The organism is Cyanobium sp. BA5m-21, assembly GCF_024346235.1.
In the GTDB taxonomy this organism is placed as follows: domain Bacteria; phylum Cyanobacteriota; class Cyanobacteriia; order PCC-6307; family Cyanobiaceae; genus Cyanobium_A; species Cyanobium_A usitatum.
This window is the reverse complement of the sequence record NZ_JAGQCO010000003.1, coordinates 63928-84420: the sequence shown is the minus strand read 5'-3', so window position 1 is coordinate 84420 and position 20493 is coordinate 63928. Positions and strand designations below refer to the sequence as shown.

Here is a 20493-nt window from a genome sequence, read left to right as displayed (position 1 = left end):
GGGCAACAGACAGGCCGGAAGAGCCAGCCCGCCCCGATAAACTCACCCCCACGAAAAGGTGTTGGTACCTGCTGATGGCTTCTGCGCGTATTCCTGCGGTTTTCACTGCTTTCAGCCAGCAGCTGCGCCGTTTAGTGGTGCTCTGCCTTGCCACCGTGCTCTGCCTCGGCCTGAGCGCCTGTGACGGCAGCCAGGGCAAGAAGCCGCCGACCATCAGCCCAGAGGACATGGCCCTGATCGAGCGCCAAGCCGAGGGCTTCTTGGCAGCCCGCAACCGCCTGCCCGAGTTAGCCGCCCTCGTAAATGATCGCAACTGGGTATTCACCGCCAATTTGATCCACGGCCCCATGCAGGAAGTGGGCCGGGAAATGAGCTACATCAACCAAAGGCTGCTGCCCGCCGACCGCCCCGAGGCCGAGAAGCTTGCCACCGCCCTGAAAACGGCCCTAGCCCAGCTTGATGAGGCGGCCCGCCTTCAAGACGGCGACAAGCTGCGCAAGGGTTACATCAAAGTGGCGAGCGGTTTTGGTCTCTATGCCCAGGTGTTGCCCACCCAAGTGCAAGAAGACCTCAAGCAGATCTGATTAAGCAGACCCATCCCGTCGGATCAGCCGTTAGGCGCCTTTCGATAGCTGTAATCGGCGCCGGCTTAGTGGGCCGGGCCTGCGCCTGGCTACTGCTGCAGCGTGGCCACCGAGTTTTGCTGATTGATCCTGGCCTGGACGGCCAGCGCGACCCCAGCTCAGGCAGCGAGGCGGCCCTGGGGGTGCTCATGGCCCAGGTGTTTCACCGCAACAGCGGCCGAGCCTGGCGGTTGCGTCAACGCAGCCTGGAGCTCTGGGGCCAATGGCGTAAGGAGTTGAAGGGCCAGGGCTGGGAGCTGCCCTGGCGGCCCGGCTTGCTGCTGCTGGCCAGCACGCCTGAGGAACTGGAGCGCCAGCGCCAGTTGGTGGCAAGCCGGCGGCAGCAGGGATTTGCCTTGGAGCTCTGGGACCAGCCCCGGCTTGACGCCCTGGCACCAGCCCTGCCGATCGGAGCCCTGGGCGGGCTCTACTCCCCGGCCGACGGGCAGCTGGATCCCGGGCCCGCCCTCGCAGCCCTGCTAGCCGATGGCCTGCGGCTGGGTCTGCAGACCTGCTGCGATCGGGTTGAGCGCCTAGAGCAACGCCCCGGTAGCTGGAGCGTGCACACTCGCAGCGGCGAGCTTCTGAAGGTGGATGCTTTGGCGCTGAGCGCCGGGGTGGCCAGTGCCGCTCTGCTGGCGGACATAGGCCACCAGGTGCCCATGGAGCCGGTGTTAGGCCAGGCCCTGGAACTGGAGTTTCCACTCCCCACAAACTGGAGTAGCGCCAGACCCTGGCCTGGGGCACTCTCCTGGCCTGGGGCAGTGGTGTGGCAGGGGCTCAACCTGGTGCCCCGTGCCAGCGGCAGGCTATGGCTTGGGGCCACCCTGGAGCCTGGCGATCAAGCCGATCCGGCCGCCCTCGCCAACCTGCAACAGCTGGGTGGTGCCGCGCCAGAGTGGCTGCAACAGGCCACCGTGGTACGCCAGTGGCAAGGCCACAGGCCCCATCCGATCGGCCGCCCTGCGCCCCTGCTCGAGCAACTGGAGCCGGGCCTGGTGCTGGCCAGCGGCCACTACCGCAATGGCGTGCTGCTGGCACCGGCGACAGCAGAATGGGTGGCCGACCAGCTGGAGCAAGGCTGACAAACCAGCCAGGCCCCTGAGTCCAGCAAAGCCCCCCTTACGGAGGGCTAAATAAAGATCACCTAAAGGCGCTCAGTGATTCTGATCACTTGCTCTCGGTGAATTCCGCATCGATCACGTCGTCGCTGGAGGCAGAGCTAGCCGCATCGGCACCAGCACCATTGCCACCAGGGGCGGCGGCGCCGGCCTCAGCTCCTGCAGCCTGCTGGTACACGGCGGCACCAGCGGCATACAGGGCCTGCTGCAGGGTCTCGAGCTCAGACTTCATGGTGTCGAAGTCTTCCTTAGCGATCGCCTCCTTAAGCTTGGCAGAGGAGGATTCCACCTTGGCCTTGTCCTCAGCGCCCACCTTGTCGCCGAGCTCGCCGAGCTGCTTCTCCGACTGATAAACGAGGGTTTCGGCCTGGTTCTTCAGGTCGATCTTTTCGCGCTTCTCCTTGTCGGTAGCAGCGTTGCTCTCGGCATCCTTAACCATCTTGTCCACCTCGTTGTCGCTGAGGGTGGAGGCTCCGGTGATCGAGATGCTCTGCTCCTTGCCGCTGCCCTTGTCCTTAGCGGTGACGCTGAGGATGCCATTGGCATCGATATCGAAGGTGACCTCGATCTGGGGCACGCCGCGGGGTGAAGGAGGAATGCCGTCGAGGCGGAAGGTGCCGAGCGACTTATTGTCGCTGGCCATCTCGCGCTCACCTTGGAGCACGTGGATCTCCACGTTGGTCTGACCATCCACCGCCGTGGAATACACCTCGGTCTTCTTGGTGGGGATGGTGGTGTTGCGGGTGATCATCTTGGTCATCACGCCGCCAAGGGTTTCAACGCCTAGAGACAGGGGGGTGACGTCCAACAAAAGGATGTCCTTGACCTCACCGGCCAACACACCGCCCTGAATCGCGGCACCAACGGCCACCACTTCATCTGGGTTAACGGTTTGGTTGGGGTCCTTGCCGGTAACGCGCTTGACCAGCTCAAGCACCGCCGGAATGCGGGTGGAGCCGCCCACCATCACGATTTCATCGAGTTCAGCAGAGGAGAGCTTGGCGTCCTTAAGGGCCTGCTCCACCGGCACGCGGCAACGGTCGATCAGCTTCGAGGCCAACTCCTCAAACTTGGCCCGGGTGAGGGTGAGATCGAGGTGCTTAGGACCCTCCGGGGTGGCCGTAATGAACGGCAGGTTGATTTCGCTTTGGGAAGCGCTTGAAAGCTCAATTTTGGCCTTCTCTGCCGCTTCAGTGAGACGCTGCAGGGCCTGCTTGTCCTGGCGCAGATCAATGCCCTCATTGGCTTTGAAGCTGGCGGCCAGGTAATCAACGATCACCTTGTCAAAGTCATCACCGCCCAGGTGGGTGTCACCGGAAGTGGAGAGCACCTCGAACACACCGTCGCCCACCTCGAGCACGGAGACGTCGAAGGTGCCGCCGCCCAGGTCGAACACCAAGATGCGCTCATTGCTCTTGCGATCGAGGCCGTAGGCGAGGGCTGCCGCAGTCGGCTCGTTGATGATGCGCAGCACCTCAAGGCCAGCGATCTTGCCGGCGTCCTTGGTGGCTTGGCGCTGGGAGTCGTTGAAATAGGCGGGAACGGTGATCACTGCTTGGGTCACCGTCTCTCCAAGATACTTGCCAGCATCTTCGGCGAGCTTGCGCAACACTTGGGCGCTCACCTCCTCGGGGGCAAACTGCTTATTGAGAACGGGGCACTTCACCTTCACATTGGCGCCGGCCTTTTCAACGCCATAGCTCACTTCCTTCGATTCTTCGTTGACTTCATCAACGCGACGTCCGATGAAGCGCTTCACCGAATAGAAGGTGTTCTCCGGGTTCATCACCGCCTGACGCTTGGCGATTTGGCCCACCAGCTGATCCTGGTTTTTGGTGTATGCCACCACAGAGGGTGTGGTGCGAAACCCTTCAGCGTTGGCAATCACGGTGGGCTTGCCGCCCTCCATAACGGCGACACAGCTGTTTGTGGTGCCTAAATCAATGCCAACGACCTTGCCCATGGGTTACTAACTCCTTACGGTGAGTGGACTGACTGGGAGCATCTTCAGCAGCTGGGGCCATCCCAGGCGAGGGGTGGTTCCCGAACAGGTCCAGCCAGCCAGCCCACCTCCATGCCCCAGCCGATCTCCGGAAGCACTGCCCTTGCTGGGGTTCTAGGGGATCCGGTGCGCCACTCCCTATCGCCGGCAATGCACAACGCAGCCCTGGCGGAGCTGGGGCTCAACTGGGTGTACTTGGCCATGCCCACCAGGGCAGACCAGCTGGCGGTGGTGGTGCAAGGGCTGGAGGCCATTGACTGCCGCGGCCTCAACGTGACCCTGCCCCACAAGCAGGCCGTGGCTGGCCTCTGCCGCAGCCTCTCGCCCCTGGCGCAACGGGTTGGTGCGGTGAACACCTTGGTGCGGCACCAGCAGGGGGGCTGGCTGGGGGAAAACACTGATGTGGAGGGCTTCTTGGCTCCCCTACGCAGCACTGAGCAGAACTGGCAGGGGCGGCGAGCGGTGGTGCTGGGCTGTGGCGGCAGTGCCCGGGCTGTGGTGGCAGCCCTGGTGGAACTGGGCTGCAGCTCGATCGCCATGGCAGGCCGCAGCAGCGATCGACTCGCAGCCCTGCTGGCCACCTGCCACAGCTGGGCGCCCCAACTGCGGGGGCTGGAATGGGCTGAAGGCAGCGCGGCCCTAGCCGAGGCCCTGGCCCTGGCAGACCTAGTGGTCAACACCACGCCCGTGGGCATGGCTGCCGCCGGCAATCCGGATGCGGCCCGGCACTGCCCCCTCAGCCCCGGCGAACTGGAAGCCCTGCAACCCGGCTCCACCGTGTACGACTTGATCTACACACCCAGACCCACAACCCTGCTGCTGGCGGCGAGCCAGCGGGGCTGCCGGGGCCTGGATGGCCTGGAGATGCTGGTGCAGCAGGGGGCCGCCTCCCTACGGCGCTGGAGCGGACTTGAGCAGGTGCCGGTGGCAGCGATGCGCGCGGCAGCCCTAGCCCAGCTGGGCCCCTAGCCTGAAGGCCCTGGAAGTTTCTCCATCCATGCAGGATCCCCCGATCTGGCAGAGAATGCTGGCGGCCCTGGCCTACCTGTTGCCCTGGAGCGACGCCTTCTCCTTCGGTCGGGGGCTGTTCGGCCTGTTCCCGGCACTGCAGTGGCTTGGGGTGCCGATCCTGCCGATCGCCCTGCTGGAGCAGGCGGTGCCCTTTGGCGGGCTGGTGCTGTTCCTTGTGCTCTTCCTCGCGGTGGTGCGCAACAGCAAGGTGCCCTACGTGATCCGCTTCAACGTGCTGCAGGCGATCCTGATCGACATAGTGGTGGTACTGGTGAGCCTGGCCTTCCAGGTGCTGCAGCTTGGCGCCCTGGACTTCGTCGGCAAAACCCTCAGCAACACAGTGTTTATCGGCATTTTGGTGCTGGTGCTGTTTGCGGTAGTGCAAAACCTGCGGGGTAAGGAAGCCGATATTCCCAGCCTCTCGGAAGCCGTTCGGATGCAGCTGTAAGGTGTTTGATCCGTCGCTGGTGGGCATCAGCCCGCTGGCCGCTGCCCCAATTCCTGAGGCGACAACCCCGAAGCGACCATGACGCAGCCCTACTACGAGACCATGTACATCCTTCGTCCGGATATTCCGGAGGAGGAGGTGGAAACCCATGTCGCCAAGTACCGCGATCTGGTCACCGAATCCGGTGGTGAAGTGCTGGATTGCCAGATGCGCGGCAAGCGCCGCCTGGCCTATTCGATCGCCAAGCACCGCGAGGGCATCTATGTGCAGCTCAACCACAACGGCGACGGCCAGCAGGTAGGTCCGCTAGAGCGGGCCATGCGTCTCTCGGAAGATGTGATTCGCTATCTCACCGTCAAGCAAGACGGCCCGATGCCGGCACCACGCACCCTGCCCGGCGCTAGCACTGAAGCCGCTCCCATGGAACCAGCCACCGTCTGACCGGGATCCAGTTTGACCTGAGTATTCAGTTTGACTTTGGGACTCCAGATAGGTGCGGAGCTAATACAGGCCTGGCTTGTAAAAAATCGGGCCCACTCGTAATCTCCGCCCATGGAGCCTGACGCCATACCACCAGCACCGAAGTGGCAGCCGTCTGTAACTTCGGTTTTTTCGTGGCATCAGCAGCAAGAGCGCCAAAACCAGCTGGAACAGGAACTTGCCAAAACTCGGGAAGAGCTTCTGGCCATGCAGGCCCTGCTCGAAGACCTACCCGGCCTCTTTGAAGACAAATTCCGGCAGCGATTGCAGCCGATGCTCGACCAGCAACAGCGACTGATCAACGACAACGACAACCTGCGCCAGCACCTCCTGCACTTACAGCCTGGCAGCGATACGGGTGCCCAGCGCCTGCTGCTGCCCCAGCAAGAGCCTGCCAGACCACGATTGCGCCAAGCCCTACTCCATGCCTTCGGCTTCAGCCAGAACCAGGAGCCCTAGCGCCGGCGCTGATTTGCCGCCCAGAGGCGGGTGGGCAGACCCCACACGTAGATAAAGCCCTCGGCAGCCTTGTGGTCGAATTGATCTTCGGCGCCGTAGGTGGCCATATCGGGCACATAGAGGCTGTGGCTAGCACTGCTGCGGCCCACCACGGTGGCATTGCCCTTGTGCAACTTCAGCCGCACCGTGCCGTTCACGGTTTGCTGGGTGCGCTCCATGAAGCCATCAAGCGCATCCTTGAGCGGGCCATACCAAAGGCCCTGATACACCAGATCCGCCCACTGCTGCTCAAGCTGGCGCTTGGTGCGCAACACATCTGCCGCAAGGGTGAGGCTCTCCAGCTCCTGGTGGGCCTTGATCAACAGCAGCAGGCCAGGGGTTTCGTAGATCTCCCGGCTTTTGATACCTACCACCCGGTTTTCGACCATGTCGAGGCGGCCGAAGCCGTGGCTGCCGGCCAGGGAATTTGCCTGGCGGATCAAGCTCACCGGATCGAGGCGCAGGCCGTCGATGCTCACCGGGTTGCCCTGCTCAAAGCCGATCTCAACGGTCTGGGCCTGATCCGGCGCCGCATCCACTGACACGGTCATGGCGTAGATCTCCTCGGGCGGCTCCACGTTGGGATCCTCGAGGGGACCGGCTTCGATCGAGCGGCCCAGCAGGTTGAGGTCGATCGAATAGGGCGATTTCTTGCTCACCGGCGAGGGAATGCCACAGCGCTCGCCGTAGGCGATGGTTTGCTCGCGGCTCATGCCCCACTCCCGCGCCGGGGTGAGCACCTTGAGGTCGGGGGCGAGGGCGCCGATGGCCACATCGAAGCGCACCTGATCGTTGCCCTTGCCCGTGCAGCCGTGGGCCACCGCATCGGCGCCCACCTCGCGGGCAATCTCCACTAGTCGCCGGGCGATCAGGGGCCGGGCCAGGGCTGTGGAGAGGGGATAGCGGCCTTCATAGAGGGCGTTAGCCCGAATAGCTGGGAAGGCGAATTCGGTGATGAAGGGCTCGATCAGGTCACCCACGATCGACTGGCTGGCCCCTGAATCGAGCGCCTTCTGGCGAATCGGCTCCAGCTCGTCGCCCTGGCCTAGGTCGGCGGCGAAGGTGATCACCTCCTCCACGCCCCACTCCTGCTTCAGGTAGGGAATGCAGACACTGGTGTCTACGCCGCCGGAATAGGCCAGCACCGCCCTCTTCGCCCGACCCATCAACGCCTCTCCATGCGTTCAGTTGCTCGATTCTCCCCTGTCGGGGTGTGACAGTGACCAGTGGGTCAGCAACCACAACCCCACTAGCAGGGGCGGCAGGCCCACCAGCAACCACACCACCCCCTGCTGCAGGGGCAACGGCTGGGGCCAGCGCTCGCCCGCTGCGGCCAGCGCGGCACTGATGGCCAGGGCCAGGGCCCAGACCCTCAGCACCCCGGCTAGGGGGCTGGCCTTTTGGCTGCTGGTGGGCATGGGCTCGAGGGCTGCATTTGCTTTGCAGCTATGGTGACTGATTGGTCTGTATGGGCCTAGCCCCAGACCTAGCTACCGGTAGGCGCACGCATGAGCACACTCGCGACCAGTGACAGCAGTCGACTCGACACAATCAATCCCTCGCTGACCCGCTACCGGCGCAGCGATCCGGCTCCGGTTCTACCCCTGCGCGATGAGCCCGATCTGCTGAGCTGGCTGGAGAGCAGTGGCCGCCTGGTGGCGGATGAAGAAACCGCCAGCACCGAAGTGAGCACGGTGGAAGAGGAGGAGCTTTCCGCCCTGATGGGCGAGAAGGAGGACTACAACAAGGACGACGAACAACAGGACGAAGACTGGGAAGACTGAGTTCCGCAGGGGAAACTGGGGCGGTCGCCGTCCCTTTCCCTTGGTTGTTTCGACCCCGGCTGCCCTACTCAGCAGTTTGTTGTTGCTGGCCTGTCTGCTGTGCGACTGGCTTAGCGGCGCGCCCCAGCTCACCTTGCCGCTGCTAGTTGCCGGCCTGATCAGCGCTGGAGTCACCGGTTGGGGGGTGCCGCGACTGCGGCAGCTCAAGCTCGGCCAGGTGATTCGCGCAGAGGGGCCCCAGGGCCACCTCAGCAAGGCAGGTACACCCACCATGGGCGGACTGCTGGCGGTGCCCGTGGGGGTGCTGGTGGGCGGCCTGCTGAGCCCAAGCGATCCCCGCCTGCTTGCTGTTGCCGCAGTAACCCTGGCCTACATGGCGATCGGGGCCATCGATGACTGGCGCAGCCTCACCCGCCGCACCAACACGGGCCTCACGCCCCGGGGCAAATTGCTGCTCCAGGCCGGCGCGGCCCTGTTGTTTCTGATCTGGGCCGCAGCGGGCCAGTGGCTGGGTGGGGCCTCCCCCGGCGACATCGCCCTGCCCCTGGGCTGGGTGCTGCCGATCGGTTTGCTGATCTGGCCGCTGGGGTTGTTTGTGTTTATGGCCGAAAGCAACGCCACCAACCTCACCGATGGCCTCGACGGCCTGGCCGCAGGCTGCGGCGCCGTGGTGTTCACAGGCATGGGGCTGCAGCTGATGCTGCGCGGCCATGAAGGCGATGCGGCTATGGCCGGTTTCTGCGCCGCGATGGCTGGCTGCTGGCTGGGCTTTCTCGTCCACAACCGCCACCCGGCTCGAGTGTTCATGGGCGACACCGGCTCACTGGCCATGGGAGCAGCCCTCAGCGCCGTCGCCTTGCTCTCCAATAGCCTCTGGCCCCTGCTGCTGATGGGCGGCGTCTTCCTGGCGGAATCACTATCGGTGATCCTGCAGGTGTGGGTGTTCAAAGCCACCAAAGACCCAGCCACGGGCCAGGGCCGGCGCCTGTTCAAGATGGCGCCGTTGCACCACCACTTCGAGCTTGGTGGGCTCAACGAACAAGTGGTCGTAATCCGCTTTTGGCTCGCCAGCCTGCTACTGGTGGGATTGGGTTTAATGCTGCTGCCCTAAGCCCTGCCCTCGCTTATCACCCATGGCTTACTTCACCTGGAAGGAAACCGGCCTCAGCTCCGACTGCGCCAGCCTGGCCGCCATGGCTGCCCGCTTCGAGGAGGCCGCTGCCCTGATGCGCCGCATGGCCAGCGAGGGCTTTCAGCTGGAGCGCCACAGCGATGGCCAGCACATCACCCACCCGGATCCAAACGTATTTGAGGCCTATGGCTTCATCAACGAGGAATCGCCGGTGCGGCAGCTGACGTTGCTGAGCTGATCAGTTTCGACGCAGATAGCCCACCAGCCACACCACCACAAAAGCCAGGGAGGAAAGGCCTAAGTAGATCAGGGCCCATTTCTGCAAGGTGGCGATGTCCCAGCCAAATAACAGGCCGTTGGCTGCGTCCCCAGCCGTACTGAAACCCAAGGGCAATCCCAACAACCAAGCCATCAACGCGCCCCGGTGTGCAAGAAGATCGGTTCCATCTTGCTGTCCTGCCCGCGATCCGGGCGACCACCATGACCTTTCCCACCCCTGCCACTCTTCCGGCCACCTTGATGCTGCTCGGCAGCGGTGAGCTGGGTAAGGAGGTGGCCATCGCAGCCCAGCGCCTCGGCTGCCGGGTGATCGCGGTGGATCGCTACGCCAACGCCCCAGCCATGCAGGTGGCTGATGTCGCTGAGGTGGTCGCGATGACCGACCCAGAAGCCCTCAAGGCGGTGGTGCGCCAGCACCGGCCCGATCTGGTGATTCCAGAGATAGAAGCTCTAGCGGTTGATGCCCTCGCGGAATTGGAGGCGGAAGGCATCTGCGTGATTCCCACAGCCCGGGCCACGGCCGTGACCATGAATCGGGACCGCATCCGCGACCTGGCAACCACTGAGCTGGGGCTGCGCACCGCCCACTTTGCCTACGCCAGCAACGCCAGTGATCTGGCAAGCGCCGCTGCCGGCCTGGGCTGGCCGGTGGTGGTCAAACCGGTGATGAGCTCCTCGGGCAAGGGCCAAAGCGTGGTGCGGGGCCCCGAAGAGATTGACGCCGCCTGGGAAGCGGCAATGGCGGGTGCCCGAGGTGCCGGGGAGCTGGTGATCGTGGAGGAGTTCCTGCACTTCGAGCTCGAAATCACCCTGCTCACCGTGAAGCAATGGCAAGGGCCAACGCTCTTCTGCCCGCCGATCGGCCACATCCAGGAGCGGGGCGACTACCAGTGCAGCTGGCAGCCAGCCCAGATGCCAGCCGCCGCTCTAGAGGCAGCCCAGGTCATGGCCCGCAGCGTCACCGACAACCTGGGCGGCGCCGGCCTGTTTGGCGTTGAATTTTTCCTGTGCAAAAAGCCTGGCAGCAGCTCCGGTCAACCAGGTGAGCTTGAGGTGATTTTCTCCGAGCTCTCACCGCGCCCCCACGACACCGGCCTGGTGACGCTGGTTGGCCAGAACCTGAGCGAATTCGAACTCCACCTGCGGGCGGTGCTGGGCCTGCCGATCCCATTGATCCAAAGCCTGGGAGCCGCTGCCAGCCGGGTAATTCTGGCCAACAGCGACGGAGCCGAGGTCTCTTACGGCGGCGTAGCGCAGGCCCTCAGCGAAGCCGATACGGAGGTGCTGCTTTTCGGCAAGCAACACGCCCGGCCCCAGCGGCGCATGGGGGTAGCCCTGGCCCGCGGCAGTAGTGAGGCGGAAGCACGCCGCAAGGCAGACATGGCCGCAGCCCACATCCAGGTGCGGGCCTCCAGCTGAACAAGCGGCGCTCACCCCCTGGTGCAGCAGGGATCCGGCCCTTAAGGTGCGCTGAGTAGGAGCCGATATGAGCCAGGCCCAGCCCCGCCCGCGTCGCAGCCGACGCGAAAGCAGCCGCGGGGCTGTGGTCACCGACCTGCGCAACCGTCGCGAGCTGCGTCAAACAGCACCGAGCAATAGCGCCAAAGCGAAAACTGCCGCAAATCCTCGTCAACGCAAACCGCCAGTTCTGGCCTTCTTACTGGGTATCGGCCTGGGCTATGGACTTGCTGGGCCCCTGCCGCAAATGGCCTCAGGGGTTTGGGCAGCCATGTTGCACGGACCCAGCCAGCTCACCAGCCTGATCAATCCATTCGGGGGCGGCAACCGGCGCGTTCTTGTGATTGGCACAGACAAGGTGGGCGAAAACACCGATGTGATGTTCACGGTGCAGCTCAAAGACGGTGTCACCCAGCTCACCCAGGTGCCGCGCGACACCTTCGTGGAATCGGCCGAATTCGGCGTTGTAAAAGCCAATGCCCTCTATGCATTTGGCGGCATGGGTGCCCTGAAACAGGAGCTCACCAGCCTGCTGAATGCTCCAGTGGATCGCTATGTGCGGGTGAACATGCGCGCTGTGGAGCACCTAGCCGATGCCATTGGCGGCGTGAAAGTTGATGTGCCTAAGCGGATGTACTACGTAGATAATGCCCAGAACCTATACATCGACCTCTATCCAGGATTGCAGGTGCTGAAAGGTGAGCAACTGGAGGGCTTCCTGCGCTTCCGCCATGACGAAATGGGCGATCTAGGCCGGATGGAGCGCCAAAAACTAGTGCTGGCAAAGGTTTTTTCCAAACTAGCCCAGCCCTCCACCCTGGCCCAGCTACCAGAACTGCTGAGAGTGGCCGGCGAAGACATCAAAACCGATCTTTCGCCAGTGGAGATGGGCCAACTGATCTCGGCGATGGCCAGCACCAGGCTCAGTACCCAGCAGCTTCCAGGCCGCCTGTTCTGGCATAACGACCTCAGTTACTGGATGCCCAACGGCAATAGCCACTACGCCGGGGTTGGCAGCGACCAAAGCAGCCCATAGGTTGGTATTGGACTTGGGCTGGGCATGGCCATCGCAATCACGCTAAATCGTTTGCTATGCCTCGGCACTGGACTGCTACTAATTGCTGGCAGCTATGGCTGCGACGAGCTATCCCGCTCCCAGCGCAAGGATGACCCCACGTCATCGCTAAACACAAAGACATCCAAATGGCGTGGCAACTCCTCCGATGGTTCTTACAGCAGGGTTGACCAAGTAAGCACGGGCAAAAATAGCTTCGCCTTCACCGAAGCCTGGTATAAAAAAGGCCCCAAACCTATCAAAACATCAGGCTCTGGCCGCTTCGAAGCATCGAAAAGCACCAACATCTACACATACAGCACGCCACCGGGAGTGGTAGTAGTGCGCACCAAAGAAAGCGCCGACGAGACATCCATGGTAGACACGGTAGTAAACACCACTATTCCCTTATTCAAGGTAGGAGAGCAGATCACATATACGGTGCGGAAATAGACCGGCCATCCAGCGGCCCCAACACACAATGGAGCCCGATGGAATGGTGGTGTTGTTCAAATCAACAAATAGACAACGCTCTTCAACCGATAGTTGAATAGTCCAAAGCCAACGTATCGAGCCAACTGCTGATGCGTAAACCAAAGGGTGATCCATACCCTGCACAAGAAGCCGCTAACTCAAGCCCGGACCACCTCAGGGGCAGGGCCGTTGTCAACATCTGCCTGGCCTAACTCACCCCTGGAAAACAAAACCCTCAGCGAATATCAGAGCGAGAAAAAGAAAAAGGGAGCTTCTCGATGCTCCCCATACGTTGATTTGCCCTGATTCAGGGTGGAGTTACCCCAGAGAACAAACTATTGAGAAAGAAAATTAAAGGCTTCAGCAGCCCGCTCATCCGGTTTACCGGAGAAACCACCAGGTTCAGGCACATGAGCCATCAGCACGTCGGCAACGAAGCGATCCGATGACTCCTTGGAGTCCCAGATTGCCACAATCAACACACCACCATCAACGGCTCCAGCTGCGTGATGGAGCTGTCCCTTTGGCAAACCACCCTTTGGATGAACAGCTGCGACTTCATCCCGATACTGCTCTTCCGTCGCACCTGGCCAGAAATGAGTAAGGATGTAAGTCATTTATCACTTTTATGTTTAGACAAATAAACCGTACATCAAAGCAAAGGCAACTGAGAGTTTCGCAACAGAGGTTATCTGTATCTCCAGTCATGAAAACCCCTCAAACCACCACCACTTCAGGCGGATGCTGCTCCAGCACCTGCTTGAGATACCTGCCCGTGTGACTGGTGGGATGCACTGCAACCTCCTCTGGAGTGCCACACGCCACGATCTCCCCTCCCTTGTCTCCCCCTTCTGGGCCGAGATCCACGATCCAATCAGCACAGCGGATCACATCGAGGTTGTGCTCGATCACCAGGATCGAGTTGCCCTTATCCACAAGGCGCTGCATCACATCCATCAACTTGTGCACATCAAAGAAGCTGAGTCCGGTGGTGGGTTCGTCGATCAAATAGAGCGTTTTTCCGGTGGCCCGTTTAGAGAGCTCGGTGGCCAGCTTCACCCGCTGGGCCTCACCGCCTGAGAGGGTGGGCGCCGGCTGGCCGAGCTTCACGTAGCCCAGGCCCACATCCACCAAGGTGCGCAACCGATCGGCAGCCTGCGGGATAGCTGAAAACACATCGGCGGCCTGCTCCACCGTCATTTCCAGCACATCAGCAATCGTGTGACCCTTGTAGGTCACCTGCAAGGTTTCGCGGTTGTAGCGGGCACCCTTACATACATCGCACTGCACATATACATCCGGCAGGAAGTTCATCTCAATCACATTGACGCCCTGGCCACTGCAGGCCTCACAGCGGCCACCCTTCACATTGAAACTGAACTGACCCACCTGATAGCCGCGAGCCTTGGCCTCCACCGTGGCCGCAAACACCTGACGAATCGGGTCAAAAGCGCCCGTATAGGTGGCGGGATTGGAGCGGGGCGTACGACCAATCGGCGATTGGTCAATCACGATCACCTTGTCGATCGCCTTGATACCGCGCAGCTCACCTAAGCCTGGTGGAAATGGCACCTTCAGGCCCAGCTGGTGCTCCAGGGCCGGATGCAGCAGCTCATTCACCAGGGTGCTCTTGCCACTGCCACTCACCCCGGTGACGCACACCAGCCGCCCCAGTGGAATCTCCACATCGAAGCCGGCCAGGTTGTTGCGCTCGCAGTCCACCATCGTGAGCCGGCGGCTACCGGTACTGCGCCGCTCAGCTGGAGTTGGAATCGAGAGGCGGCCACTGAGGTATGCGCCGGTAAGGGAATCCTCTGCGGCCAGCAAATCCTCAAAGCTGCCCTCCGCCACAATGTGGCCGCCGTGCACCCCCGCCCCTGGGCCGATATCCACCACGTAGTCGGCAGCACGAATCGTGTCTTCGTCGTGCTCCACCACGATCAAGGTGTTGCCTAGATCCCGCAACTTCAGCAGGGTATTAAGCAGCCGGTCGTTGTCACGCTGGTGCAAACCAATGCTCGGCTCATCCAGCACGTAGAGCACTCCGGTGAGGCCCGCGCCGATCTGGGTCGCCAACCGAATCCGCTGGGCTTCGCCACCGCTGAGGGTCATGGCGGGCCGATCCAGGCTCAGATAATCGAGCCCCACATCCAGCAGAAACTTCAGGCGCAGCCTGATCTCCCGCAACACCAGATCACCGATCTGGATCTGGCGTGGACTGAGCAAAGGATCAGCACCCTCGCTCTCGCCCACCCCCATCAGCGACTCAATCCGGCGCAGGGTTTCGCCCACGCTCACCGCCGTGAGTTCGTGGATGGCATAGGGGCCCACCCGCACCGCCAGCGCTTCCGGCCGTAATCTCAGGCCGTGGCAGGTGGCGCAGGGCACCAGCTCGAGAAACTTCTCCAGCTTTTGGCGCACAGATTCGCCGCTGGCGTCGCGCAACTGGCGCTCCAGGATTGGCAAGATGCCTTCAAACGGACGTTCGTAGCCGGCGCTCTTGCGATAGCGGCTGTCGGCCTGAATGCTGATCGGCTCCTGGCTGCCATGCAGCAGCACCTCCTGCTGCTCAGCGCTGAGCTGATTCCAAGGCGTCTTGATCTCAAACTTGTAGGCCTCCCCAACCGAATAAAGCAGGGAGAAGTAATAGGAATTGTCCTTATCGGCCCAAGGCGCAATCGCCGCATAAACGGGCAGGGAGGGATCGGGCAACACCCGCTCGGCGGTGAACTTGCGCAGGTGGCCGATGCCGTGGCAGTCGGGGCAGGCGCCGTAGGGGCTGTTGAAGGAGAACAGCCGAGGCGACAGCTCCTCCATCACGGCGCCGTGCACCGGGCAGGCGAAATTTTCCGAATAGAGCCGCTCCCGCTCCACCCCATCGGGCAGCTCCTCATCGGCCTTGGGCACCACCTCCACCAACGCCAGGCCATCACCTCTTTTAAGAGCAGTGCGCAGCGAATCGGTGAGCCGTTCCTGCACCCCTTCCCTCGCCACCAGCCGGTCCACCACCACCTCAATGTTGTGGGCGTGGTTTTTATCTAGCTCGATGTTGTCGGCGAGCTCGCGCACTTCGCCATTGATGCGCACCCGCGCAAAGCCCTCGGCCACCAAACCGCCCAGCAGCTTGACGTGGCTACCTTTCTTGCCGCGCACCACCGGCGCCAATAGTTGGTAGCGGGTGCCCTCGGGCAAAGCCAGGATCTGGTCCACCATCTCGTCGATGGTCTGGGGCCGAATCGAGCGATCGCACTGGGGACAATGGGGTTCCCCAGCCCGGCCGAATAGCAGGCGCAAATAATCCTGGATCTCCGTCACCGTGCCAACGGTGGAGCGGGGATTGTGGCTGGTGGATTTCTGGTCGATCGAGATGGCCGGTGAGAGCCCCTCGATCGCATCCACATCGGGCTTATCCACCTGGCCCAGAAACTGGCGCGCATAGGCCGACAGGCTCTCGACGTAGCGGCGCTGGCCCTCGGCAAAGATCGTGTCAAAAGCCAGCGAGCTCTTACCGCTGCCGCTCACACCGGTGAACACCACCAGGCGATTGCGCGGGATGGTGAGGTCTACGTTTTTGAGATTGTGCTGACGGGCGCCCCGCACCCGGATCACATCCTCAAAAGAGCCGCCGCTGAGCACACGGCTCGGGTCAAGGACCTTTTCGTGAACGGTCTGGGCGAGGGTTCTGCTAGCGGCTGCACCGTTGGTGGCAGAGCTAGAGGCAGCAGAGCTCTTGGCGCGGGGCATCCAGACGGCTCATGAACGAGCAAGTCTACGGATGCTCCCCTTGCCCTGGGCACATACCAGTGCTGTAGGGGTTCTAGTGACCGTGTTGATCGAGCAGGCTGGCCGCATAGCTGCGGGCCTCGCCGGAATCGCCACCCGCCAGTTCGGCCAGCTCCGCCTGACGGTCCTGGGTGTCCCGCAGCTGGGACACCCGCGTATGGGTAACACCCTCCAACACCTGCTTGGAGACACGGAAGTGGTGGTCTGCCGCCGCGGCCACCAGGGGTTGGTGGGTGACGCAAAACACCTGGCGCTGCTTAGCCAGGCGGGCCAGCAGCTCGGCCATGGCGCCGCTCACCCGACCACTCACGCCCGTGTCGATCTCATCGAAAAGCAGGGTGACGTGCTGGTCTGCCGCAGCCAGGCAGGTTTTCAGAGCCAGCAGAAAGCGCGACATCTCACCGCCTGAAGCCACCTCAGCCAGGGGCGCCAGGGGCACACCCGGGTTGGCGGAAAACTGAAACTGCACCGCATCGGCTCCCTCCTCCCCCGCTGACGCGGGTGCAATCGCCACCGCGAAGCGCACATTGGCCAATCCCATCGGCCGCAGCGCCTGCATCAGTTGCTGCTCCAGGGCAGTCGCGGCCTGACGGCGGGCGGCGCTGAGCGAGGCATTGGCCTGATCGCGAAGCTGGCGGGCTCGCTGCTCCGCCAGCTCCAGGGCCTCCAGGGAAACTTCGCCACCGCCGGGGGCCAGTTGCTGCCGCAGGCGATCGCGCAGGGCGATCAAGCCAGCCAAATCCTGGCCATGGCGCCGCTCCAGAGCCTTGAGCTGGGCCATCCGCTCCTGGAGCTCCGCCAAGCTTTCTGGGTCACTATCAAGACCAGATCCGTAGCGATCCAGATCGCGGGCTAGATCCTGCAAAGCCGCCAAACCATCGCTGCAGCAACTGCGCAGCTCACTGACGCCGCCATCTAAGGCCTCCATCTGCAGCAGCTCCTGTTCGCAGGCGGCCAGGTGATCGAGCACCGATGGCGCCTGCTCTGCACCCTCCAGCAAGCGGCCCAGCAAAACCATCACCCCCTCCTGCAGCCGCACCCCATGGGCGAGGCGGTTTTCCTCGTTTTGGAGCTGCTGACGCTCCTGCGGATCTTGCAGCTGGGCCGCCTCCAGGTCGGCCAGCAGTTGCTCCTGGGCAGCGCGCTGCTGCTGTAGCTGGTCCCAGTCGCTACGGGCCTGCTCCAGCGCCGCCGCCGCCTGTTTCCAGTGGCGCCAGGCCGCCGCCACCGGCGCCAGCAAAAGCGGAAGGCCTTCGCCACCAAAGCGATCAAGCCAGCGGCGCTGCTGACCGGGCCGCGCCAGCTGCTGGGTTTGGCCCTGAACGGTGAGATCGAGCAGCAGGGGGCGCAGCTCCTGGATCTGGGCCCGGCTCACCACCACGCCATTAAGCCGATTGCGGCTGCTGAGGCGCTCTTCTGTGAGGCGCCACTCACGCGAAAGCAGCAGTTCGCCCTCCTCAACCTCCAGCTCCTGCTGCTGCAACCAGGCCTGCAAAGGGGGCGAAAGGCTGAAGCTGGCCTCGATCGTGCCGCGCTCAGCGCCGCGCCGCAGCAACCGGGCGCCGGCGCTGCCCTGGGCCCCACCCAAAAGGGCATCGAGGGCATCAAGCAGGATCGATTTACCTGCTCCCGTCTCACCGGTCAGCACCGTGAAGCCCTCGCTGAAGCTGAGCTCCAGCCGCTCGATCAGGGCGATGTTGCTGAGGCGCAGTCCCGTGAGCACGTCGGTCTCCGCTAACCGGACTGGGGTACCGGCCAGACCGTAGCGGCAGTGGGATTCGTTTAGAAGGGGGTTGGTGCGCCTTAGCGGTGCTTAGCCCGCCCAACTCCCATGGATCCCGACAACAACCAAGCCGAGTTGGGTGACTTTCTAGAGGCCGCTGGCCTGCTGAGCTACGACCCGGCCGCCATCACCCGGATTTACACCGGCCACCCGCAACGGCTATTCCGGCGCCTGTGGCAAACCCTGGTACCAATCGGGCTTTACCTACTTGGGGTGGGTTTTGACTGGCTCACCGGGCGCCTCAAAACTACGGAGGTAGCCAGGTCCCGCGCCAAGGAGGCAGCGGATCTAGTGGCTTCGCTCGGCCCCGCTTTCATCAAGGCCGGCCAGGCCCTATCCACCCGGCCCGACATCGTGCCGCCACTGCTGCTGGAGGAACTTGCCCAGCTGCAAGACCAGCTGCCGGGCTTCGACTCAGCCCTAGCGATGGCCTGCATCGAAGAGGACCTAGGCGCTGCCGTACTCGATATCTACGAGCAACTAGACGCCGAGCCGATCTCGGCCGCTTCGCTGGGCCAGGTGCACAAGGGCGTGCTCAAGGGGGGTCAGGCGGTGGCAGTAAAGGTGCAGCGCCCGGGCCTGCGGGAGCAGATCACGCTCGACCTCTACATCGTGCGCAACATCGCTTCCTGGCTGAACCAAAACGTCGGCCTAATCCGCTCCGACCTGGTGGCCCTGATCGATGAACTGGGCAAGCGGGTGTTTGAGGAGATGGACTACTTCAACGAAGCCGCCAACGCCGAGCGCTTCGCCGAATTACACGCCCACAATCCCCGGATCACCGTTCCCCGCATCTACCACCAGGCCACCAGCCGCCGGGTGCTCACCATGGAATGGATGGAGGGGGTGAAACTCACCAATCTCGAAGCGGTGCGCGGCATCGGCGTAGACCCCGACGACATGGTGAACGTCGGTGTTAACTGCAGCCTGCAGCAATTACTAGAGCACGGCTTTTTCCACGCCGACCCCCACCCCGGCAACCTGTTGGCGATGGCAGATGGCCGGCTGGCCTACCTCGACTTCGGCATGATGAGCGAAGTGAGCCGCGAATCGCGCACCGGCCTGATTCAGGCGGTTGTGCATCTGGTAAATCGCAGTTTCGGCAAGCTAAGTAAGGATTTCGTCAGCCTGGGCTTCCTGGCCGAAGACGTAAATCTCGAGCCGATAGTGCCAGCTTTTGAAAAGGTGTTCGGTCAAGCGATCGAGCAGGGAGTCAGCCGCATGGATTTCAAAGCGGTCACAGATGACCTTTCCGGCGTGATGTATCGCTTCCCCTTCCAGGTGCCGCCCTACTACGCCCTAATCATCCGCTCGCTGGTGACCCTGGAGGGAATCGCCCTCAGCGTTGATCCCGAGTTCAAGATCCTTGGCGCCGCCTACCCCTACTTCGCCCGGCGGCTGATGGAAGACCCCGATCCCACCCTGCGCCAGAGCCTCAAGGAGATGCTCTTCGACGGCGACATCTTCCGCTGGCAACGGCTCGACAACCTGATCGCTAGCGCCTCCCAAGGAGCCCAGCTCGATCTCGAAGGGCTGCTCGATCAGGTACTGAGCTTTCTTTTCTCAGCCAACGGCGGGCTGCTACGCCAACAGCTGGTAGACGCCATGGTGGGCCGCATGGATGCCATGGCCTGGCAAACCACCCTGCGCATCGGCAAGCGCCTGCCAGAGCGGTTCCAACCTCCAGGTTTGCGCCGTCACCGGCTAAGCGAGGCGGCTGAACCGCTGCTCGACCTCGAGCCAGTGCGCCAGTTAATGGGCATACTCAAAGCCCTGCCCGGCTTCGAACCCCAGATGCTGCTGCGCCGCCTGCCACGCCTTGTGGGAGAACCTGAACTACGCCAGATGGGAGTTCAACTAGCCAAGGGCCTGGCCGAGCGCAGCATGGTTCGCCTGGTGCGAGATGTGCTCGTCGCCGCCTGAATTTGAAAGCAATCGCCGTAGGCTTATCGCCATGCAAATAGCGTCGTTAGGCCGTAAGCGTCAGGCCCTTGTTGCCATCGCCCTGGGCCTGAGCCTGGTCGTTCCCTGGCCTGCGGTCAGCCTGCAGCCAGCTAGTGCTGCTGAAAACCTGGTGTTTGTGAGCGGTGCCTTTCGCCGCTCCATCGCCGTTGCAGACCTGGAGCATCTGGCTAAGACCGGCCAAGCCCGAGGCCTGCTAGCCGATGTTTTGAGCTTCAGCCGCCAAAATCCCCAGGAAATCGCCAAGCTGCTGAATCAGTCGGTGAGCCTGCCTGTAAGCCTGGTGAGCAGGCTGCTCAACACCCGAATCGGCGAGGCAATCCTGCAGCGCCTGTCTGTAATCGTGTTTCCGCTCAAGGCATCCCAGGCCGGGATTCCAGCCATGCGCTCCGCCATGGTGCTGGGGGTCGTTGAAGGCAACGGTTCGATATCTGCAATTTCTTTCTTGCGCGCTTATCCCGCCCAGCAGATGGAAGTGAGCATCCCCGCCTTGATGAACCTGATCAGCAAAACCAGCTCGATCACCGAGCTGGTGCGCTTCTTCTCCGAATCACCGCTGGATGGGTTGCGCGGCGACGCGCCAGCTGCTGCGCCGTAGATT

At 62.7% G+C, this 20493-nt stretch carries 21 protein-coding genes; 14 read left to right on the top strand and 7 right to left on the bottom strand.

The window, feature by feature from the left end; translation table 11 throughout:
* Nucleotides 1-74: 74 nt before the first annotated feature.
* Together psbQ and KBY72_RS01830 are read left to right on the top strand one after the other, a co-directional pair.
* Entirely contained in the window at nt 75-584 is a 510-nt protein-coding gene (gene psbQ, locus KBY72_RS01835) for a photosystem II protein PsbQ (RefSeq protein ID WP_254961884.1), read from the top strand.
* Nucleotides 581-1708, top strand: a complete 1128-nt coding sequence (locus tag KBY72_RS01830) for an NAD(P)/FAD-dependent oxidoreductase (RefSeq protein ID WP_261359643.1) — start codon at nt 581-583, stop codon at nt 1706-1708. Before psbQ ends, KBY72_RS01830 begins: the two co-directional genes overlap by 4 nt.
* 85 nt (nt 1709-1793) lie before the next feature.
* Here the strand turns inward: KBY72_RS01830 and dnaK are convergent, their stop codons facing one another.
* The gene (gene dnaK / locus KBY72_RS01825) at nt 1794-3707 is read right to left on the bottom strand and encodes a molecular chaperone DnaK (RefSeq protein WP_254961883.1); all 1914 of its coding nucleotides are present in this window, start codon (nt 3705-3707) and stop codon (nt 1794-1796) included.
* A gap of 111 nt (nt 3708-3818) precedes the next feature.
* Between dnaK and KBY72_RS01820 the strand changes: the two genes are divergently transcribed.
* From KBY72_RS01820 to KBY72_RS01805, 4 genes are all read left to right on the top strand, one after another.
* Entirely contained in the window at nt 3819-4715 is an 897-nt protein-coding gene (locus tag KBY72_RS01820) for a shikimate dehydrogenase (protein ID WP_254961882.1), read from the top strand.
* Between the two features lie 10 nt (nt 4716-4725).
* Nucleotides 4726-5205 (top strand): Tic20 family protein, encoded by a 480-nt coding sequence (locus KBY72_RS01815; protein WP_254961889.1) that lies wholly within the window; start codon nt 4726-4728, stop codon nt 5203-5205.
* A 78-nt stretch (nt 5206-5283) separates the two neighbouring features.
* Complete coding sequence (gene rpsF, locus KBY72_RS01810) at nt 5284-5646, top strand: 30S ribosomal protein S6 (protein ID WP_106502591.1); 363 nt, start codon at nt 5284-5286, stop codon at nt 5644-5646.
* A gap of 111 nt (nt 5647-5757) precedes the next feature.
* Entirely contained in the window at nt 5758-6144 is a 387-nt protein-coding gene (locus KBY72_RS01805; RefSeq protein WP_254992972.1) for a hypothetical protein, read from the top strand.
* Here KBY72_RS01805 and KBY72_RS01800 read toward each other — a convergent pair.
* Together KBY72_RS01800 and KBY72_RS01795 are read right to left on the bottom strand one after the other, a co-directional pair.
* Nucleotides 6141-7349: an argininosuccinate synthase gene (locus tag KBY72_RS01800; RefSeq protein ID WP_254961880.1), complete on the bottom strand. Its 1209-nt coding sequence runs from the start codon at nt 7347-7349 to the stop codon at nt 6141-6143. The genes KBY72_RS01805 and KBY72_RS01800 overlap by 4 nt on opposite strands.
* Nucleotides 7350-7367: 18 nt before the next feature.
* Nucleotides 7368-7601 (bottom strand): hypothetical protein, encoded by a 234-nt coding sequence (locus KBY72_RS01795; RefSeq protein ID WP_254961879.1) that lies wholly within the window; start codon nt 7599-7601, stop codon nt 7368-7370.
* Between the two features lie 90 nt (nt 7602-7691).
* Between KBY72_RS01795 and KBY72_RS01790 the strand changes: the two genes are divergently transcribed.
* From KBY72_RS01790 to KBY72_RS01780, 3 genes are read left to right on the top strand one after another with little or no spacing between them, the layout of a single operon-like run.
* Nucleotides 7692-7967 carry a DUF3134 family protein gene (locus tag KBY72_RS01790; RefSeq protein ID WP_106502587.1) on the top strand — a complete coding sequence of 92 codons (276 nt, stop codon included), beginning with the start codon at nt 7692-7694 and terminating at the stop codon, nt 7965-7967.
* A gap of 40 nt (nt 7968-8007) precedes the next feature.
* On the top strand, nt 8008-9078 hold the full coding sequence (gene mraY, locus KBY72_RS01785) for a phospho-N-acetylmuramoyl-pentapeptide-transferase (protein ID WP_396121870.1): 1071 nt from the start codon (nt 8008-8010) through the stop codon (nt 9076-9078).
* Nucleotides 9079-9100: 22 nt separating this feature from the next.
* Nucleotides 9101-9337 carry a hypothetical protein gene (locus tag KBY72_RS01780; protein WP_254942684.1) on the top strand — a complete coding sequence of 79 codons (237 nt, stop codon included), beginning with the start codon at nt 9101-9103 and terminating at the stop codon, nt 9335-9337.
* Here KBY72_RS01780 and KBY72_RS01775 read toward each other — a convergent pair whose 3' ends face one another.
* Complete coding sequence (locus tag KBY72_RS01775) at nt 9338-9511, bottom strand: cytochrome B6 (RefSeq protein ID WP_193486212.1); 174 nt, start codon at nt 9509-9511, stop codon at nt 9338-9340.
* A gap of 68 nt (nt 9512-9579) precedes the next feature.
* Between KBY72_RS01775 and purT the strand changes: the two genes are divergently transcribed.
* From purT to KBY72_RS01760, 3 genes are all read left to right on the top strand, one after another.
* Nucleotides 9580-10797, top strand: a complete 1218-nt coding sequence (gene purT / locus KBY72_RS01770) for a formate-dependent phosphoribosylglycinamide formyltransferase (RefSeq protein ID WP_254961878.1) — start codon at nt 9580-9582, stop codon at nt 10795-10797.
* A gap of 67 nt (nt 10798-10864) precedes the next feature.
* A complete protein-coding gene (locus tag KBY72_RS01765) occupies nt 10865-11872 on the top strand; it encodes an LCP family protein (RefSeq protein ID WP_254961877.1) in 1008 nt (335 codons plus the stop codon).
* Between the two features lie 24 nt (nt 11873-11896).
* The gene (locus tag KBY72_RS01760; protein WP_254992970.1) at nt 11897-12343 is read left to right on the top strand and encodes a hypothetical protein; all 447 of its coding nucleotides are present in this window, start codon (nt 11897-11899) and stop codon (nt 12341-12343) included.
* A gap of 356 nt (nt 12344-12699) precedes the next feature.
* Here KBY72_RS01760 and KBY72_RS01755 read toward each other — a convergent pair whose 3' ends face one another.
* From KBY72_RS01755 to recN, 3 genes are all read right to left on the bottom strand, one after another.
* A complete protein-coding gene (locus KBY72_RS01755) occupies nt 12700-12981 on the bottom strand; it encodes a hypothetical protein (protein ID WP_254961875.1) in 282 nt (93 codons plus the stop codon).
* A 100-nt stretch (nt 12982-13081) separates the two neighbouring features.
* Complete coding sequence (uvrA, locus tag KBY72_RS01750) at nt 13082-16108, bottom strand: excinuclease ABC subunit UvrA (protein ID WP_254992969.1); 3027 nt, start codon at nt 16106-16108, stop codon at nt 13082-13084.
* Nucleotides 16109-16181: 73 nt separating this feature from the next.
* Nucleotides 16182-17870: a DNA repair protein RecN gene (gene recN / locus KBY72_RS01745; protein WP_254960595.1), complete on the bottom strand. Its 1689-nt coding sequence runs from the start codon at nt 17868-17870 to the stop codon at nt 16182-16184.
* 108 nt (nt 17871-17978) lie between these two features.
* On the opposite strand from recN, the gene KBY72_RS01740 reads away from it, so the two are divergent.
* The gene (locus tag KBY72_RS01740) at nt 17979-19853 is read left to right on the top strand and encodes an ABC1 kinase family protein (RefSeq protein ID WP_254960594.1); all 1875 of its coding nucleotides are present in this window, start codon (nt 17979-17981) and stop codon (nt 19851-19853) included.
* Nucleotides 19854-19884: 31 nt separating this feature from the next.
* Nucleotides 19885-20490: an alpha/beta hydrolase gene (locus tag KBY72_RS01735; RefSeq protein WP_254960593.1), complete on the top strand. Its 606-nt coding sequence runs from the start codon at nt 19885-19887 to the stop codon at nt 20488-20490.
* Nucleotides 20491-20493: the final 3 nt, after the last annotated feature.

Excerpts from the sequence above, each read along its gene's own strand:
- KBY72_RS01735 (WP_254960593.1), top strand. The coding sequence starts at position 19,885 with ATGCAAATAGCGTCGTTAGGCCGTAAGCGTCAGGCCCTTGTTGCCATC.
- KBY72_RS01790 (WP_106502587.1), top strand. The coding sequence starts at position 7,692 with ATGAGCACACTCGCGACCAGTGACAGCAGTCGACTCGACACAATCAAT.
- KBY72_RS01740 (WP_254960594.1), top strand. The coding sequence starts at position 17,979 with ATGGATCCCGACAACAACCAAGCCGAGTTGGGTGACTTTCTAGAGGCC.
- KBY72_RS01805 (WP_254992972.1), top strand. The coding sequence starts at position 5,758 with ATGGAGCCTGACGCCATACCACCAGCACCGAAGTGGCAGCCGTCTGTA.
- KBY72_RS01800 (WP_254961880.1), bottom strand. The coding sequence starts at position 7,349 with ATGGGTCGGGCGAAGAGGGCGGTGCTGGCCTATTCCGGCGGCGTAGAC.
- KBY72_RS01755 (WP_254961875.1), bottom strand. The coding sequence starts at position 12,981 with ATGACTTACATCCTTACTCATTTCTGGCCAGGTGCGACGGAAGAGCAG.
- psbQ (WP_254961884.1), top strand. The coding sequence starts at position 75 with ATGGCTTCTGCGCGTATTCCTGCGGTTTTCACTGCTTTCAGCCAGCAG.
- KBY72_RS01795 (WP_254961879.1), bottom strand. The coding sequence starts at position 7,601 with ATGCCCACCAGCAGCCAAAAGGCCAGCCCCCTAGCCGGGGTGCTGAGG.
- rpsF (WP_106502591.1), top strand. The coding sequence starts at position 5,284 with ATGACGCAGCCCTACTACGAGACCATGTACATCCTTCGTCCGGATATT.
- KBY72_RS01820 (WP_254961882.1), top strand. The coding sequence starts at position 3,819 with ATGCCCCAGCCGATCTCCGGAAGCACTGCCCTTGCTGGGGTTCTAGGG.
- KBY72_RS01760 (WP_254992970.1), top strand. The coding sequence starts at position 11,897 with ATGGCCATCGCAATCACGCTAAATCGTTTGCTATGCCTCGGCACTGGA.
- uvrA (WP_254992969.1), bottom strand. The coding sequence starts at position 16,108 with ATGCCCCGCGCCAAGAGCTCTGCTGCCTCTAGCTCTGCCACCAACGGT.
- KBY72_RS01775 (WP_193486212.1), bottom strand. The coding sequence starts at position 9,511 with ATGGCTTGGTTGTTGGGATTGCCCTTGGGTTTCAGTACGGCTGGGGAC.
- dnaK (WP_254961883.1), bottom strand. The coding sequence starts at position 3,707 with ATGGGCAAGGTCGTTGGCATTGATTTAGGCACCACAAACAGCTGTGTC.
- KBY72_RS01765 (WP_254961877.1), top strand. The coding sequence starts at position 10,865 with ATGAGCCAGGCCCAGCCCCGCCCGCGTCGCAGCCGACGCGAAAGCAGC.
- KBY72_RS01780 (WP_254942684.1), top strand. The coding sequence starts at position 9,101 with ATGGCTTACTTCACCTGGAAGGAAACCGGCCTCAGCTCCGACTGCGCC.
- purT (WP_254961878.1), top strand. The coding sequence starts at position 9,580 with ATGACCTTTCCCACCCCTGCCACTCTTCCGGCCACCTTGATGCTGCTC.